Genomic DNA, 15,928 nt, shown 5'->3' with positions numbered 1-15,928 from the left:
AGAGCATTGTCTCAGCTTCCTCGGGGCCTGCGGCCCGAGGGCGTCTTACGCTTTTCACTACAATCAAGTGACCCAAAAATGAATATTTGCTCCTTTTATGGAAAAGAGCCGACCCAAACAAAGCTCTGCCTATATAAAAAAGACAGAGCTTAGCTTAATGATCTCTTTTCCCAATATATTTTGCAATGCTTTGAAGTGACTCTGTTGCTGATATATCCGGCAGCCCTTCAAGTGCTTCAAAGGCTTTTTTTAAATAACGCTGGCTCATATCTTTGGAAAACTCCATACCCCCGGATTCCCGGATTTCCTGAAGAACTTCCCTAATTTGTCCCTCTTCAGGATCTTCATTTACAAAGATTTCTCTTAATTTCTCTCGCATAGAAGAGTCCTTCTCCATAGCATACAACACTGGTAAAGTAATATTGCCCTGCAGGAGATCACTCCCCGCCGGCTTGCCCAATTCTTTTTCTGTTCCAACAAAATCCAGAACATCATCAATAATTTGATAGGACATCCCCAGGTTGTATCCGTAAGCATGAAGTCGTCGCTGGTCAGCCTTACTCGCATCTGAAGCCATCGCTCCTAGTTCACAGCTTACGGCAATAAGTATGGCCGTTTTGCGTCTAATACGTCGTAAATATGTACGAAGATTTTGATCCCAGTTATATTGGTCCCTGATTTGCTCTACTTCCCCAATACACATTTCAATCATCGTATTAGATATAACCTTATGGATTTCCGGTTTTTCAAAAAAAGTAGCTTTCTCTATCGCTTTTGCAAACAAATAATCTCCTGAATACATTGCTACCCTGTTATCCCACTGCGCTTGATGGTCTTTTGCCCTCTGCGAAGCTCGGCATCGTCAATGACATCGTCATGAACAAGGGAAGCCATATGAATTAATTCAAGAGAGACAGCGATGTGCTTTATCCGTTCAATATCATACGTACCGTAATTCCCTGCAAGTAACACCACCACAGGACGAATTCTTTTCCCGCCGGCTTTAAGCAAATGAAGGGACGCATCTTCCAGTACAGGATGAGTGGTTAAAACGGAGCGCTCCAGCTCCTCTTCAATTTTCTGAATCTCTGGTCTTAAATAATTATATAAATCTGCCAACTTCATTGCGTTCACCTTCAAATAATGGTTTGGCTCTCTAAACCTTTCTTCCACATGGACAGCTGTTTTACAGGCTGTTCAATAAATCTGTGTTTGTACACTAAATGATAGTAATAGAGTAGGCCTTCTTTTTCCTTTTCTGTAAAATCATAAACTAATCTACTGAAATAATGATCCCAAAACTCTTTTCGTCCGCCATGCTTATGAATAATTTCTTGAATCATGGTCTGGAAATTGGTCTGAATGGACAGCTGTTTACTTCTTTGGAGGTCCTTATAGAGTTCTTCAAGCAGTTGATTTTCTTTTCTTGCAATATCTTTTCTTACAGCAATCACTGCAAATGTCATAGGAAGTCCTGTATTTTCATACCAGAGTCCCCCGATATCATAAACATACAGCCCTGAAGACTTTTCCCAGCTCTTAAAGATGGCATCATCACCAATAAGAAGACATGCGTCATGGTCTCTGAGCATCTCAGCTCCATTTGGCTCCATCAAATTGTACGTAATATTTTCATGTTTGTAAAACTCTTTAAGGATCACTTTTAATAAATGGACTGATGTGGCGCTGCTGTTCGTTAACGCAATGTCACTGTGTGAAAGCTCAGTTATAGGCTTTTTGGAAAATAAGAAAATAGAACCGACATTTCCCTTAGCAGAAACAGAAAGATCGGGAAGGAGGTCATAGAGCTCAGGATTCTGTCCGTAGGCAAAGGAAGAAATCCCCCCTACATGAACGCTTCCTTCCTTCATAGATTTATTCAGTTGCGCCGGAATCTGGGGAACAAAGGAGCACCCTTTTTCCTCTAACTCCTCACGCTTTAAAAAATAATAAAGGGGCAATATGTTTGTATAAGAAATTTCCCCGATTGCAAGCTTCACTGCTGTTCCCCCCATCGTGTAAATAAGGTATGTTCTACTCCTAAATTATCAAGCACTTTCCCTACTACAAAGTTAACAAGATCATCAAGTGATGCAGGAAGGTGATAAAAGCCTGGCATTGCCGGAATAATATGGGCTCCTGCTTTTGAGAGAGCAGTCATGTTTTCTAAATGTATTTGATGCAAAGGTGTTTCTCGTGGCACAATCGTCAATCGTCTTCCTTCTTTTAACATCACATCTGCCGTTCTTTCTAAAAGATTCCCTGAGTTTCCATTAGCAATTTTGGATAACGTTCCCATGGAACAAGGAATAATAATCATCCCGTCGTTTTTGTAGGAACCGCTGGCTATGGGAGCTGTAAAATCACGAAGACTGTGTGTGTGCAGGTGCTCCTGATTCCCTTCTCCAAATAATTGTTCAAGGCAGGCACTCCTATTTGATGTATCGAGCCTCAGCTCTTCTCGAAACACCTGCCAGCCGGCTTCTGATATAAGAAGGTGTACCTTACAATGGTTTTTAAGCAGCTCCTTTGTTAACCGCACACCATAAATAGCCCCGCTTGCACCTGTGATTGCTACTGTGTAAATCTTTTGAGGGGTGTTCATATTAATAAATCTCCTATCGTGAAAATAAGCATCACTATGCTTATCACTCCGTTCATCGTAAAAAAAGCCACATTTACTTTTGATAAATCGTCTGCTGATACCAGAGAATGTTCGTAAACCATAATGGCGCCTGCAATAAGGACCCCCACTAAAAATACCCAGCCTAACGTTGAGGCGGCAAACAGCCATAATAGAAGGGAAAAGCTGAGTATGTGAAAGGCCTTTGCAAACATTAATGCTTTTCGGATGCCAAACCTGCTGGGAATCGAATGAAGACCTGCTCCCCGGTCATAGTCAGCATCCTGCGTCGCATAGATAACATCAAATCCTGCTGTCCAGAAAGCAACAGCAAAAAACAACAGATAGGCTTCAAGCTGCAAGGTTCCTGTCGCACCAACCCAGCCGCCCAGCGGGGCTATTCCAATCGTAAGACCGAGAAATACATGACAGAGCCAGGTAAAACGTTTCGTGTACGAATAAAAAACAAGAAAGAAAACAGCCAATGGCAGTAAATAAACAGCCAGCATATTTAACTGAAAGGCAGAAACGAACAAAAGAGCAAAGGAAAAGAGAATAAAGGCTAGGGTCTCCACCTTTGATATCAACCCTGCTGGTATGGCCCGCCCTGCTGTCCGGGGATTGTCCTTATCAATTTTGGCATCAATGACTCTATTTAGACTCATGCAGCGCTTCTTGCCCCTACCATTGCAAGGGTGATCCAAAGCCACTCCCACCATGTCGGCCATGTCCCTTCTACAACAAAGCTTCCAAGTACTGCTCCTAAAAAAGCAAAAGGTAAAGCAAAAATAGTGTGTTCAAATTTTATCATTTCAAGTATTATCTTTAATTTTCGCATAACAGTAATTTACCCCAATTCATCCTCTAGGACAGCTGATCCTTTCTTAACAGCAAAATGCGTCGCAGCCACTCCTCCGGAGTACGATTGAACGTCTACGCGGTCAAAGCCTGCACGGAAAAACATTCCTGTAAGTTTATTTTTATCTGGAAAGTTCATTGTAGACTCCTGCAGCCAGGAATATTCATCATAGCTTTTGGCAAGGACTTTGCCAAATGCCGGCATTACATACTTAAAGTATAGGTTGTATACCTGTTTAAATCCCGCCTTTTCCGGCTGGGAGGTTTCCAGACAGGCCGCTTGTCCACCTGGTTTCAGGACCCTATGCATTTCCTGTAGTACTGTATCATAGTCCGGCACGTTCCTAAGGCCAAAACCAATGGTAACAAAGTCAAAGGAATCATCTTCAAATGGAAGGTTCATAGCATTTCCCTGCATCAGAGTGATATTGCCATACTTTGAAGCATCTACTTTCTGTTGACCTACCTGAAGCATATTCGCACTGAAGTCCAATCCAGTGACTTCCCCCGACTCTCCTGCTTCTTTTGCTAACGCCAAGGTCCAGTCTCCTGTCCCGCAGCATATATCAAGAGCTTTTGCTCCTTCGAAAACTTTCATTTTTTTCATGGTATCCTTGCGCCAGGCTTTATGGCGCTGAAAACTGATTACAGAATTCATCATATCGTATTTATCATGTATTGACTCAAATACTTGATGCACTCTTTCTTCTTTTGTTTTTGCCATCTTTACCCTTCTTCCACTGCATTATCCTGATTATAGCTGCCTTTTGAAATTACTTCCTGAATCCGGTTCCCCATTGGAGCTGGAAGCGGATGACTGGAAAGAAAAGACTTAAGCTCACCTTGAAATTGCTCTTTCTTCTCAGCTGCCCAGCGTTTTGTTTCGATACTTGGCCAGTTCTTCGGCTGGCTTTCCGCTCCCCCGGTAACATAACGGTTAATGGCGCTCGCCACAGCAGACAACACAACAGAAGAGTCTTTGTTTACTTCTTCAGAAATACGTTTATAAACAAAGAAGATTTCAGCCACGGTACCTATCCATTCCTTCCCATAAAACTCAGCCATATTTCTGATTAACCCGGTTTCGGCTCCTGTTATTCCTTCCACCAGCGCCTCTTCACTTAGGACCTCTGATTGATGGAGAGTCATTTTGTGTTCATTCATTTGTTGTATGGAGGCCGTAAACACATTTAACACGGAAAAATGTTTTCCTTTGGTAAGAGTATGGTAATAAAGACTGCTGAAGAAATCTCCTGCCAGCACAGTTAATTGCCTGGACTTTTTCTTTTGATCACAATCTAAATTCTGTAATGAAATGGATTCATGCACTTCAAACGCCGCCTCCACTAAAAGGGCAGCGAGAATTTGGTCTTCTTGTTTTTTCTGTGGTAAATGATCGGTTATCGTATAAAAGAAAAGGATCTTATCTTCGTCTACGGTCGGATCCTTTACATATCGGGCCAAATATGAGTGATCAATAAGCTCGTAAAAGCTTTCTTTGATCTCAGCAATCTTAGATGCCAGAATATGTTGACTGTTCATTTGTGACGTCCCCCATACTCTATTCTGTTCATAAATGACTGTCTTACGTTTCGACAGAAATTCTATGTAATGTGACAATAAAAGCAGTCATGTCTTTATATTATAGCATAAAAAAGAAAAACCCTTAAACAACTTGTTTTTCCATAAGTATTCTAAGCAAACCCTTTCAAAAGAGCAAAAAGAGTGCTTTCACAGCAGATGCGGTGAAAGCACATAAGTTAAGATTCTGTATCCATCTCGCCGTGGCTCGTTTGGATTACTGCTTTGCCACGAATTTTGACAGCTGAAGTATGTTCAGTAAATTGGGCGATCATTACTTCGCCTTTGTCCAGTTTTTCAGAATGATGAAACGCGTATCCGTTCCCCGTGTCAGGCCAATCACGTTCACACCGTCTTCTTTTGCTTTTATGACAAAAAAGTCATCCTTCCCATCCATAGCACTGGTTCCTCCTCTTCACGTTTCCGTACTCAGCGGTTTATTAAAGAAAGGACTTCTGCTCGCGAAGCTTCATCTTTTTCAAAAACTCCTCTTACAGCAGAAGTGATCGTCATAGATCCTGGCTTCTTTACACCTCTCATCGTCATACACATGTGCTCTGCTTCCACTACGACTATCACTCCATGAGGTTCCAGCATCTCGACAATGCTGTTTGCAACGGTTGATGTTATCCGCTCTTGAAGCTGAGGTCGTTTTGTAACTGTTTCTACGGTTCTTGCCAGTTTGCTTAACCCGGTCACTTTCCCGCCTTTTGGTATGTACCCGACATGAGCTTTCCCGTAAAAAGGAACTAAATGATGCTCACACATAGAATAAAAAGGGATATCCTTCACAAGAACAAGTTCCTCATGGTCTTCTCCAAAGACAGTGCGCAAGTGCTCTGATGGATCTTCGGATATCCCGGAAAAGATTTCCTGATACATTTTTGCTACACGCTTAGGAGTATCTATTACGCCTTCTCTGTCCGGATCGTCTCCTATGCCTTCCAAAATCATCCGAACGGCTTGTTCAATTTTCTCTTGATCAAAGGTGCTCACTCGTTAGCCCTCCATAAAATAATGTATTATCTTGAAAAAGTTTAGCACAGGGACCTCTTAAAAGCAAAGAAAGTCAGCTACCTGCTCCTTGTAATGCAAAAGCAAAAAAACCTCCTGAAGGAGGCTTTCCACTTTTTTCTGCCGCTGCATTTCTCAGCTATAAAATGATCGCAATGAGCCCGCCGGACCCTTCATTGATAATCCTTTCTAACGTTTCTTTAAGTTTGTACCTTGCATTTTCCGGCATCAATGAAAGCTTTGCTGGATTCCTTCTCTTACAATGGAATTAAGGGAACGTCCAAATATATCGGAATTCCAGATAGATAAAGGATTTTCCTCAAAGTCTTGCATCAGATAACGGACAAGTTCTTCGCTCTGCTTTTCTGTTCCAATAATCGGGGCAAATTCCGACTCGACATCAACTTTAATCATGTGTATGGAAGGAGCCACTGCTTTCAGCCTTACGCCAAATCTTGCACCCTGCCTGATAATCTCCGGCTCATCAAGACTCATATCAGTCAACGCTGGCGCTGCTATTCCGTATCCAGTCTGCTTTACCATCTTTAAAGCGTCAGCTACCTGATCATATTCACTTTTTGCATAAGCAAAGTCCTGCATAAGCTGAAGAAGGTGGTCTTTTCCTCTAATCTCTACTCCTACAACTTCTTTTAATATTTGATCATATAAATCATCGGGCGCGTACAAATCAATTTCAGCTACCCCCTGCCCCATTTCAATGCCTGCAAGACTAGCGTTTTCAATAAACTCAAATTCAGTGGCAAATTGGTCTACTACCCTGTCTACATCCCGAAGCCTTTTAATATCTTTTACTGTGTTTCTTACAGATTCCTCATATTCATTTCTGAGCCAATGATCTTCTCTTAGCACCATTACCCAGCTCGGAAGGTTTACATTTACTTCATGCACCGGAAATTCAAACAATACTTCGCGGAGAACATTATGAATGTCATGCTCACTCATACTTTCAATGCTTAAAGCCAGGACAGGTATATCATGCTCCTCGGCTAACTGTCTCCGCAGATCTTCTGTTTCAGGATGCTGGGGCCTGACGGTGTTGACAATCATGATAAACGGTTTTCCAACTTCCTTTAGTTCTTCTATGACCCTTGTTTCAGATTCCAGATAGTCGGCTCGAGGGATTTCACCAATTGTGCCATCTGAAGTCACCACAACGCCAAGGGTTGAATGCTCTTGAATTACTTTTCTCGTCCCTATTTCTGCGGCTTCTTGAAAGGGAATCGGTTCCTCATACCAAGGAGTATTTATCATGCGAGGACCATTTTCATCCTCATAGCCCTTCGCACCAGGGACAGCATACCCAACACAATCCACAAGACGGATATTAACCTTAAGTCCTTCATCAACTTCCAGGGAAACAGCTTGATTAGGCACAAACTTCGGTTCTGTGGTCATAATTGTTTTGCCGGCCGCACTTTGCGGAAGCTCATCCTGCGCCCTTGCCTTATCGGCCTCACTTTCCATATTTGGAAGTACCACTAACTCCATAAATTTCTTGATGAATGTGGACTTCCCAGTCCGAACTGCCCCAACCACCCCTAGGTAAATGTCTCCGCCGGTTCGTTCGGCGATATCTTTAAAGATATCAACTTTTTCCACGAGATCCCCTCCCGTTCAAGATAATAGTTCCTTTTTAACGAAATTATTATGGCAGACGTTACATTCTATGATGTTGTCCACACGATATGACTGAAAATATGAAAGTGAAGATAAGGAAAGCTGTCTTACTTGGCTCCTGCCGGAAGAGGAGAAAATGTCTGCCAACGGTTTGCCTGTCTCCTCTTGGTAAGTAGAACCTGCTCCCGGCACACCCGTTGTTGCACAAAAAACCTCTTTCAACCATTATATAAGGGAGAAAGAGGTTTAGAACTGTTATATCTCTTCTGTCATGAAAACTGGTTCATCATCTTCTATCGTATAAGGACAGAGAATGCCGGAACAACAGGAAATTCTTCAGCCAAAAGCTGCCTGATGTCTTCTCCTTCCTCATAACTGTGGTCAAATTCACGTAGAGCCATATTCAAATCAATTGAATAATCTATATAGATCTGGCCGCTTCTATCCATTAAAAGAGGGAGATAAGTGTCGAAATAAGGACTTTGCACTCTTGCATCTCTATGGTAATTTAACCGGTCCAAATCGATCGTGAACAACCCTGGAGCGACTGTCTCATCTACTGGCGCAAAACCGTTCTTATTAATATACTGATTGACAAAACGCTGGAATTCCTGGATTTCACGCATAAGTGAAAGCTGAAGCACTTTCACTTCTGGATCTTCCTCGACATTCATCAGTACGTATTGAAAAGTACCTCCATTTTCAAAAGAATTACCTGGAGGTTCTTGAATATAACGAGGCATTAACCTTCTAAAGTCTATCACATATCTTTGATATTCTTGTATGTTTCCATCTCGTGTCTGAATAGGCAGCACACCGTGGTCCTGCTGATATTGATCTACTGCAGTCTGGACAGACTGGATTTGGTTGTCGTAAGGCACTTGGTTTTCAGCACGCTTTTCCTGTGGATACATGCAGCCGTTCAAAATCAAAGATACTAAAATCAAAATACTTATAAGCTTTCCTTTTCTCATGGTGCTACACCTCTTTACGTCAATTGCACTATACTCCCAGGTCTAGAGAGGCCTGACTTACAGCAAAGTAGCCGCTTCAGCCAGTGGGCCGCGAAAAACAACAAGAAATACAATCAATCCAGCAATCATTAAACAAACAAAGGAAAAAGATAATACGATAAATCGAAAAATACCTGATAGCTTTTCTCTTGCTAATAATGCAAAAGCTACGGATACAAACATTAAAAATAATCCTACAAAAGAAAACCACATATTATCTAAAGCGCTCATAGCTCACCCTCCTTTTTCACCGTACATATTATAACACAGGCTTGTCTGCACGCCAGGATTTTCATGACAATTTTATGTATTTCTATTCGTCTTCAAAAAAAGAACTGGAGAACGGGGCCTCTCCAGCTCTTTGCGACTAAATTCTTTCTATAAGCAGTCTGCTCCATAGTTTCCGATTCATTTTAGTATATGCTTAGCATTTATTTGTTCCTTCACACCGGCCCATTTTTTTAAAATATATATTTTCCAGAAAGGGTTATTTTCTAAATAGCTGACTTATAGAGGCAAAGTCCATAGGGATGTTATTGTTTACAATAGCTTTAACAAGTTCATCTTCCTTTTGTTTGGAGACCTTTACTCCTGCCAAACGAGCAACATCATGAATCAGCCTTCGAACCGTTGATTCATCTTGAAAGTTAGCCCCTTCCACTGACTGGGCCAACTTAAATAAATCTTCCTGTTTAACATTTGTTTTTCGTTCTATATTATCAAAAAAGCCATCCTTACCACTCACATTTATGCCTCCCTTTCGTTTCTTGCTCAAGGTATCTTATGCAAAAGGGAGGAAACTGTGCTAGATGTCTTCGCTTCTCGGAGGAGAAGTTTTTTCTGAATAACCATCTTGAAAATCCGGTCCCAGAAGAAAAGAAAGGTTTTCGACTTCATGTTTTTTCACACGGCCCATCAGCCTTTCAACGGCTTCTTCAGGAAGGCGGTCATTAAATAAAACGTCATATAGTGCTTCTGTAATTGGCATCTCTACATTTTCTCTCTCAGCAAGCTGATAAGCAGCTTGAGTCGTTCGCACTCCTTCGACAACCATTCCCATTTCTTTAAGTACCTGGTTTAGATCCATGCCTTTTCCAAGCATATTACCAGCCGCCAGTTTCGGCTGTGGGTGCTTGTACAGGTAACAATTAAGTCACCGAGCCCTGACAGTCCGGCGAAAGTCATCGGATTTGCTCCCAGTTTAATACCAAGCCGTGCAATTTCAGCCAGGCCTCGTGTCATTAAAGCTGCCTTGGCATTATCCCCATATTCCAGGCCGTCAGTTAAACCGACACCTAATGCAATAATGTTTTTCAAGGCTCCCCCCAACTCTACCCCGATCAGGTCAAGGTTCGTATAGACACGAAAATGCTTGTTCATAAAGAGGTCCTGAGCCTGTTTAGCGCTTTGTGCGTCCAAAGATGAAACCGTAACGCTTGTAGGCTGCCTCTCACATACTTCTTCCGCATGACTTGGTCCTGACAACACGACGGTAGAGGCGATCAGGTTATCCTCTACTTCATCTTCAATCATTTCGGAAATTCTTTTTAAAGTGTCTGGCTCAATTCCTTTACTTGCATGGATAAGCACAGGTTCGGAATTAAGATAGGGCTTCATATGCTGAAGAGTTTCCCTGATTGCTTTTGTCGGGACGACAAGCAGTACAAAGGATACCCCAGATACTGCTTCCTTCAAATCATGATACCCTTTAATATTTTCAGGAAGCACCCGTCCGGGAAGATACCTCGTATTGGTATGTTCCTTATTCATTTCCTCTACCTGCTCTTTGCGCCGGGCCCAAAGCCTGACGTCATGTCCATTATCAGCAAGGACCATAGCAAGGGCTGTTCCCCAGCTCCCTGCTCCAATCACTGCTACTTTTTCTTTCACATCCCTCACTCCTTTCCCTCACACCTCTATACCCTATATGTATCATTACTATTTTGTTTTTGCGCCAATTTTACTTTCGGTGCCCTTTGCAAGCCGTTCTAAATTAGTACGATGACGCCAAATAGAAAGAAGACCAACAACTATTGTGAAATAAAAATAAGGCATAGGATGATCATAATGCTCCAGCGTCAAAAAGACAGCAAGGGGAGTCAGGGCAGCAAAAATAAGAGAACCCAGTGAAACGTAACGTGTAATAATAATAGACAATATAGCGATCACACCGACATATACAGCAGGAAAGAAAACAAGGCTGGCTACAACCCCTATAGTGGTGGCTACTCCTTTTCCTCCTTTAAAGCCGTAATAAATCGGCCAATTATGACCAAGGATAGCAGCCAGGCCTGCAAGGGCAGGAGCCACTCCCTCCATCTCTCCAATCACGGTGAAAGCTGGCAGCACCTCGGCAGCTCCAGGTAACGAGCAATAACTACAGCAGCAACCCCTTTAAAAATATCTAACGCCAGCACCAGGACCGCAGGGCCTGTACCAAGTACCCTAAGTGTATTGGTAGCACCGGCATTCCCGCTTCCATGCTGGCGGATATCAATTTTTTTAATTCTTTTTGCTATGACGTAGCTAAAGCTGATGGAGCCGATAAGGTATGCCAAAAGGACTGATACAATCGTTTCCATACTATTTTCCTCCCCCTAGGAACACTTTATCTTCAGTTATTCATTCTTTTTCCTCGCAATAATTCGCAACGGCGTTCCTTCAAAGTGAAATGCCTCTCTCAGCCGGTTTTCTAAAAACCTCTTATACGAAAAATGCAGAAGTTCAGGATCATTCACAAAAAGAACAAACGTAGGAGGCGCTACCGTTACTTGTGTGACATAATTGATTCTTAGCCTTTTTCCATGATCTGTTGGTGTTGGGTTCATTGCCACAGCATCCATAATCACATCATTTAATACGTGAGTTGGAATTCGCTGGTTATGATTGTCCGCTACATTGTTAACTAAAGGAAGCAAGTGCTGAAGGCGCTGCTTCGTCTTTGCTGACAAAAAGAGGATTGGGGCATAGGAAAGAAATAAGAATTGCTCTCGTATATTTTCAGTAAACAAAGCCATTGTTTTGTCATCTTTTTCTACGGCGTCCCATTTATTTACGACCATAATGACTGCCCGCCCTGCTTCGTGGGCATAGCCTGCAATTTTTTTGTCTTGTTCAATGATCCCCTGTTCCCCATCGATCACTATTAAAACCACATCAGAACGTTCGATAGCTCTTAAAGCTCGGAGCACACTATACTTTTCTGTGCTTTCATATACTTTTCCTCGTTTTCTCATCCCTGCTGTATCAATGAGTACATATTTTTGGTCGTCTTTTTCAAACGGTGTATCGACGGCATCTCTTGTTGTACCAGCAATATTGCTGACAATAACACGCTCTTCTCCCAATACGGCGTTTACAAGAGAGGATTTACCTACGTTGGGACGTCCAATGACAGACACTCTGATTGTATCTTCCTCATACTCGTCTTCTTCTTCCTCAGGAAATTGATTAACCACCTCATCGAGCAGGTCACCAAGACCTAGGCCATGTGAGCCTGAAATAGCTATAGGCTCTCCGATGCCAAGAGAATAAAATTCATAAATTTTATCCATCATGTCAGGATTATCAATCTTATTTACACCGATAATGACAGGTTTTTCGTACGGAAAAGGAGATTGGCTACTTCTTCATCAGCTCCTGTAACTCCTTCTCTGCCATTTACCATAAAAACGATAACATCAGCTTCATCGATTGCGATTTGAGCCTGCTCTCTCATTTGAGTTAACAACGGCTCGTCCCCAATCTCAATACCGCCTGTATCAATTAAATTAAATTCCTTATTAAGCCATTCAGCTTTACTGTAGATACGATCCCTTGTTACTCCAGGAACGTCTTCTACGATGGCAATTCTTTCACCTACTACACGATTAAAAATAGTCGACTTCCCAACATTAGGGCGTCCTACAATGGCTACTACCGGCTTGGCCATGTTTTCCCAACCTTTCTTTCCACTTCTTATTCCATATTCTTGTTGCTGTTTATCCGCTTTCAGAAGAGCTTTGTGTCAGCTTCTCAGTTTCTTCCATGCAACATCTGCATACACTATACCTGTATTCTCCACAGAAGAAAACCCTTCTTTTCTCTGGAAGAAGGGAACATCAGCTTTCTTATTCTATCAGAGTGATATTCTCTTCGACAAGTTCTTTGAAGGAAAAGACTGCCTCTTGGACACCTGGTAGAGTCCTTCTTCTAAGCAGCCCCATAAATAAATAATAAAAACAGCCGCTGCCCATTTATCAAAAAAAATAGGAGGCGCAATAAACATTCCTTCCGTTAAAGAAGATAAGACCATAGATGCTACCACCTCTCCCGGAAAAAATATAAGAAAGGTTGCGGCAACCCTTTCCTTTTGCCTTTGGAGCAGTAGTATAATAGAAAATGCCATAATACCCGCGGGTACAAATGTCAGATGCCAAAGGAAAAAAACAGGATCATACCATTCGATAAATCGAAGGGCTGCGTATAAAAAAAGTAAGGCCAAACTGTTTCCAGCCACCCTGAAAAGTGAAAAACCTTTACACCTGCCGGCATAAAGAAAGCCTGCTGTAAACAACAAAATAAATGCTAGATTTATATTTATGTCCCCCCATTGAACATGAAACGAAGAAGCTATAATACCAAGGAGGGTAACAGAAGACCACCATAATCGTTCATTTGTTTCTTTATGAAAAAATGTAAGACATATCCACAAGAACCAGCCTATCAAATAAAACCAGAGTCCAACCATTCTAAACTCCTTTTTATTGCCCAGTATAGACAGAAAGCTACGATCCTAACCTCGCTTATATACAAGAGACCTGGACAAAAACCAGTAAAAAAGAAGAGGTATTCTCAAAAATGAAGATTTTGAGGGCGCCTCTTCTCTTACTTTTAACAATCAGGAAAGCAAGAACCTCTTAGTGAGAAAGGTTTTTCCCCTTCTCTACCTGCGGCTGTAGATTTCCGTAGCAATGCCTCTTTCACTTAGCCAGTGAGCGGTTTCCCCACTGATCACAAGAGGAGCTTTTTGCAGGCTGTCAATGTCAGGAGTTCCTAACGCAGTCATAACCGCTTGTAATTGACTCTCAGCAGTCTCGATATATGATATGACCCCATCGGTACCTGATTCTTTCAGTACTTTCAGCATACTGCCGGCAAGGCCTGCTGCTGAAGCTCCGAGTGCGATGACTTTGGCAATATCTGCTCCATCCTTTATGCCCCCTGAACCAATAATGCTCACTTTTTCTTTGCACTGAGCAATCTCTGCAATAGATGCTGCCGTTGAAATCCCCCAGCTGTCAAAGAAATCCAGCGGGATCTCTCTTCGTTTGTTTTCAATGGTCGAAAAATTAGTTCCTCCCTGGCCGCCTGCATCTATAATGGAAACCCCTGCATCCGCAAGTTCTTTGGCCGCTTCCTTTGCTATCCCAAATCCCACTTCTTTAACAATTACAGGTACTCCTATCCTTTCAGAAATAGAAGAAATACGAGCTACGGTTCCTTTAAAATCTCTGTCCCCTTCTGGCATTACGAGCTCCTGAATCACATTTAAGTGGATCTGCAGGGCATCTGCTTCCAGCATATCTACGGCAGCCTTTGCCTGATCTACCGTCGCCTCGCTTCCAAGATTAGCGAAAATACACCCATTTGGGTTTTCCTTTCTTACAACCGTATATGTATTCTCCACCGCCTTGTCTTTTAAAGCTGCCATTTGTGACCCTACTGCCATAGCTGCATTTGTAGCAGCGGCAGCTTGTGCCAGCTTGCGGTTTATCGTTTCCGTTTCCTTTCCTCCGCCCCCAGTCATGGCGTTAATAATAATCGGCGAACTTAATGTAAGTTCGCCGATTGCTGTAGAAATATCTACTTCCATAAGGGAGGTTTCGGGTAAACTATTATGAACGAAACGGACGTCATGTAAACCGTTACCACCGGAAAAACCAGTGGATAAGGCGTGCGTGATGTGGTCTGCTTTACGTTTCGCTCTTGTCACCTTCTCTATGCCTCCTTATTTTTTATATTTTTTTAACTGATCTCCAATCATATCTCCAAGAGAAAAACCGGAATGATCTTCTTCAGGAGCTTCATATTCCTGCTGAACCTTTTTCTCTGGAGTGGCTTTCTCTTCAAGCTCTCGTATGCTTAAAGAAATCCGCTGTTCTGACGGGTTAATATCAAGGACTTTTGCTTTTACTGACTGGCCTTCTTCAAGGACTTCACCAGGTGTTCCAATATGACGGTTGGCAATCTGGGAAATGTGAACAAGACCTTCCACGCCAGGTGCTACTTCTACAAATGCACCGAAGGAAACAAGGCGTTTAACCTGGCCTTCAATTACATCTCCAGGCTCAATTTGGCCTTCAATCGTTGTCCAAGGCCCAGGAAGAGTTTCTTTGATGGAAAGAGAAACTCGTTCGCTTTCCGCATCAACAGCAAGGACTTTTACGTTAATTTTGTCCCCTTCTTTCACAATCTCTCCTGGGGATTCCACCCGGTGGTGGGCCATTTGTGAAATGTGAACTAGACCGTCAACTCCGCCAATGTCCACAAAAGCACCAAAGTCTGTCAGACGTTGAACCGTTCCTTCTACAGTGTCGCCAATTTTCAGGTCTTCTAACACCTGCTGTTTTTACTGGCTGCTTCATCATCTAACACAGCACGCTGTGATAGGATAAGCTTGTTTTCACTCGGATCGATTTCAACTACCTTGAGGCGAAGTGTTTTCCCTTTGTAATCAGAGAAATCTTCAACAAAATGACGTTCAACCAAAGAAGCTGGAATGAAGCCACGGACTCCTAAATCTACCACTAATCCGCCCTTTACTACTTCAGCAACCTCAGCTTCGATAATCTCACCTGACTCAAATTTCCCCTGTAATTCGTCCCACGCCTTGTCGGCTTGCGCCCCGCGACGTGATAAGACAAGCTCATCATCCTCCATTTTGGTAACTTTCAGTTCTACTTCGTCACCTTCATTAAGGATGTCACTTACTTTTTCTACATGCAGGCTGGAAAGTTCACTGATTGGCACAATTCCATCTACTTTATAACCTACATCTACGAAAGCCTGCTTTTCCTCTACTTTCGTTACTTTTCCTGTTACAGTACTGCCTACTGAAAATTCAGCCATACCGTTTCCTTCATTGTTCATTTCTTCAACCATTGACAAAAGCCTCCTTCACTGCCCTTTAGGGAATAGAACTAAATTAAAATATATAAAC

Annotated in this window: 10 protein-coding genes and 8 pseudogenes; all 18 read right to left on the bottom strand. The window is 42.4% G+C overall.

The features are described 5' to 3' along the window. Positions 1-154: 154 nt before the first annotated feature. The 18 genes and pseudogenes from hepT to rpsA all read right to left on the bottom strand — a co-directional run bounded on the left by hepT (position 155) and on the right by rpsA (position 15,870). Positions 155-1,125, bottom strand: a pseudogene (gene hepT / locus JCM19033_RS06100) (heptaprenyl diphosphate synthase component II). Between the two features lie 11 nt (positions 1,126-1,136). Then, a complete protein-coding gene (locus JCM19033_RS06095) occupies positions 1,137-2,015 on the bottom strand; it encodes a menaquinone biosynthetic enzyme MqnA/MqnD family protein (RefSeq protein WP_054635652.1) in 879 nt (292 codons plus the stop codon). Further along, a complete protein-coding gene (locus tag JCM19033_RS06090) occupies positions 1,997-2,605 on the bottom strand; it encodes a UbiX family flavin prenyltransferase (RefSeq protein ID WP_054635651.1) in 609 nt (202 codons plus the stop codon). Before JCM19033_RS06090 ends, JCM19033_RS06095 begins: the two co-directional genes overlap by 19 nt. After that, positions 2,602-3,461: pseudogene (locus JCM19033_RS06085) on the bottom strand (UbiA-like polyprenyltransferase). The gene JCM19033_RS06090 and the pseudogene JCM19033_RS06085 overlap by 4 nt, the downstream one beginning before the upstream one ends. Positions 3,462-3,470: 9 nt before the next feature. Beyond that, the gene (locus JCM19033_RS06080) at positions 3,471-4,205 is read right to left on the bottom strand and encodes a demethylmenaquinone methyltransferase (protein WP_054635650.1); all 735 of its coding nucleotides are present in this window, start codon (positions 4,203-4,205) and stop codon (positions 3,471-3,473) included. Positions 4,206-4,207: 2 nt separating this feature from the next. Beyond that, on the bottom strand, positions 4,208-5,023 hold the full coding sequence (locus JCM19033_RS06075) for a heptaprenyl diphosphate synthase component 1 (RefSeq protein WP_054635649.1): 816 nt from the start codon (positions 5,021-5,023) through the stop codon (positions 4,208-4,210). A 218-nt stretch (positions 5,024-5,241) separates the two neighbouring features. Further along, positions 5,242-5,459, bottom strand: a pseudogene (gene mtrB, locus JCM19033_RS06070) (trp RNA-binding attenuation protein MtrB). A gap of 32 nt (positions 5,460-5,491) precedes the next feature. Continuing rightward, positions 5,492-6,058, bottom strand: a complete 567-nt coding sequence (gene folE, locus JCM19033_RS06065; RefSeq protein ID WP_054635648.1) for a GTP cyclohydrolase I FolE — start codon at positions 6,056-6,058, stop codon at positions 5,492-5,494. A gap of 157 nt (positions 6,059-6,215) precedes the next feature. After that, positions 6,216-7,696 (bottom strand): annotated as a pseudogene (spoIVA, locus tag JCM19033_RS06060) (stage IV sporulation protein A). 311 nt (positions 7,697-8,007) lie between these two features. Then, entirely contained in the window at positions 8,008-8,688 is a 681-nt protein-coding gene (locus JCM19033_RS06055) for a hypothetical protein (RefSeq protein ID WP_269757993.1), read from the bottom strand. Positions 8,689-8,745: 57 nt separating this feature from the next. Beyond that, complete coding sequence (locus tag JCM19033_RS06050) at positions 8,746-8,958, bottom strand: DUF2768 domain-containing protein (protein ID WP_054635647.1); 213 nt, start codon at positions 8,956-8,958, stop codon at positions 8,746-8,748. 256 nt (positions 8,959-9,214) lie between these two features. Continuing rightward, entirely contained in the window at positions 9,215-9,472 is a 258-nt protein-coding gene (locus tag JCM19033_RS06045; protein ID WP_054635646.1) for a stage VI sporulation protein F, read from the bottom strand. 60 nt (positions 9,473-9,532) lie between these two features. Further along, positions 9,533-10,563 (bottom strand): annotated as a pseudogene (locus JCM19033_RS06040) (NAD(P)H-dependent glycerol-3-phosphate dehydrogenase). 102 nt (positions 10,564-10,665) lie between these two features. Then, positions 10,666-11,309: pseudogene (plsY, locus tag JCM19033_RS06035) on the bottom strand (glycerol-3-phosphate 1-O-acyltransferase PlsY). A gap of 36 nt (positions 11,310-11,345) precedes the next feature. Further along, a pseudogene (gene der / locus JCM19033_RS06030) lies at positions 11,346-12,658 on the bottom strand (ribosome biogenesis GTPase Der). A gap of 186 nt (positions 12,659-12,844) precedes the next feature. After that, positions 12,845-13,456, bottom strand: a complete 612-nt coding sequence (locus JCM19033_RS06025; protein WP_054635645.1) for a hypothetical protein — start codon at positions 13,454-13,456, stop codon at positions 12,845-12,847. Between the two features lie 195 nt (positions 13,457-13,651). Next, the gene (gene fni, locus JCM19033_RS06020; RefSeq protein WP_054635644.1) at positions 13,652-14,701 is read right to left on the bottom strand and encodes a type 2 isopentenyl-diphosphate Delta-isomerase; all 1,050 of its coding nucleotides are present in this window, start codon (positions 14,699-14,701) and stop codon (positions 13,652-13,654) included. 15 nt (positions 14,702-14,716) lie between these two features. Beyond that, positions 14,717-15,870, bottom strand: a pseudogene (gene rpsA, locus JCM19033_RS06015) (30S ribosomal protein S1). Positions 15,871-15,928 lie beyond the last annotated feature (58 nt).

This window comes from Thalassobacillus sp. C254, from assembly GCF_001310615.1.
This window is presented reverse-complemented; position numbering and strand designations above follow the sequence as displayed.

Excerpts from the sequence above, each read along its gene's own strand:
- JCM19033_RS06095 (WP_054635652.1), bottom strand. The coding sequence starts at position 2,015 with ATGGGGGGAACAGCAGTGAAGCTTGCAATCGGGGAAATTTCTTATACA.
- JCM19033_RS06090 (WP_054635651.1), bottom strand. The coding sequence starts at position 2,605 with ATGAACACCCCTCAAAAGATTTACACAGTAGCAATCACAGGTGCAAGC.
- JCM19033_RS06080 (WP_054635650.1), bottom strand. The coding sequence starts at position 4,205 with ATGGCAAAAACAAAAGAAGAAAGAGTGCATCAAGTATTTGAGTCAATA.
- JCM19033_RS06075 (WP_054635649.1), bottom strand. The coding sequence starts at position 5,023 with ATGAACAGTCAACATATTCTGGCATCTAAGATTGCTGAGATCAAAGAA.
- JCM19033_RS06055 (WP_269757993.1), bottom strand. The coding sequence starts at position 8,688 with ATGAGAAAAGGAAAGCTTATAAGTATTTTGATTTTAGTATCTTTGATT.
- JCM19033_RS06050 (WP_054635647.1), bottom strand. The coding sequence starts at position 8,958 with ATGAGCGCTTTAGATAATATGTGGTTTTCTTTTGTAGGATTATTTTTA.
- JCM19033_RS06025 (WP_054635645.1), bottom strand. The coding sequence starts at position 13,456 with ATGGTTGGACTCTGGTTTTATTTGATAGGCTGGTTCTTGTGGATATGT.